At 66.8% G+C, this 1086-nt stretch carries 1 protein-coding gene; it reads left to right on the top strand.

Going from position 1 to position 1086, the window contains the following annotated elements; all coding sequences use genetic code 11:
- Positions 1–89: 89 nt before the first annotated feature.
- On the top strand, positions 90–914 hold the full coding sequence (locus GT030_RS14720; RefSeq protein WP_161201498.1) for a thioredoxin domain-containing protein: 825 nt from the start codon (positions 90–92) through the stop codon (positions 912–914).
- Positions 915–1086: the final 172 nt, after the last annotated feature.

Raw genomic sequence — 1086 nt, 5'->3', positions numbered from 1 at the left:
ACACCGGGCACGACCCCGTTCCCCACACATATCCCGCGCACACGTACCTCGCGTACGGCATGTGCGCGTCCCCTATGGAGATCACCAACATGAGCAAGCGGAACACCCAGGCGGCGAAGACGGCGGCGCGTGAGCGGCTGCGCGAGGAGCGCGAGCGCCAGGCCAAGCGGGACAAGGTGAAGCGACAGGCGATCGTCGGCCTGTCGGTGGTGGCGGTGCTCGCCGCCGCGGGCGGCATAGGTTACGCGGTCGTCCAGAACAACAAGCCGAGCGGCTGGGAGGCGGCGAAGAAGGCCACCCTGGTCAAGCCCGCCCACACCACGGGCAAGGACGGCACGACGGTCGTCATCGGCAAGGACACCGCGAAGAAGACCCTCACGATGTACGAGGACCCGCGCTGCCCGGTCTGCGCCCAGTTCGAGCAGGCGTCCGGCGCCACGGTGGACAAGGACGTCGCGGACGGCAAGTACAAGATCCAGTACGTCGGCGCGACCTTCATCGACAACAACATCCCGGGCGAGGGCTCCAAGAACGCGCTCAGCGCGCTCGGCGCGGCCCTGAACGTCGACCCGGAGGCGTTCCTCAAGTACAAGGCGGCGCTGTACTCGGCGAAGTACCACCCCGACGAGCAGGACGACAAGTTCAAGAGCGACGACTACCTGATCAAGGTGGCGGACACCGTGCCCGCGCTCAAGGGCAACGCGTCCTTCCAGAAGGCCGTGAAGGACGGCACCTACGACAAGTGGGCGCTGGTGATGAGCGACAAGTTCAACACGGACGGCAAGAAGTACGGCTTCCAGGGCACGCCGACGCTGCTGATGGACGGCAAGAAGGTCACCGGCTCCGACGGCCAGAACGCGCCCATGACGCAGGGCGAGTACGTCACCGCGATCACCAAGGCCCTCAAGGGCTGAGCCCCTCGCGCCGAGAGGCACGGCGTGAAGAGCGGGCGAACTTTCGGGGTTCGCCCGCTCTTCGGGCATACCGATCAGTAACCTGATCGGCCGTGACCAGACCCCACAGATCCCTCGAGGCCGTACCGGCCCGCAACACCCTTGCGCCCAGCCGCCGTACGGTCGTCAAGGC

The sequence above is a fragment of the Streptomyces sp. SID1328 genome (assembly GCF_009865595.1).
Classification (GTDB): Bacteria; Actinomycetota; Actinomycetes; order Streptomycetales; family Streptomycetaceae; genus Streptomyces; species Streptomyces griseoluteus.
The sequence above is the reverse complement of the archived record's forward strand: the minus strand, read 5'-3'. Positions and strand labels throughout refer to the sequence as shown.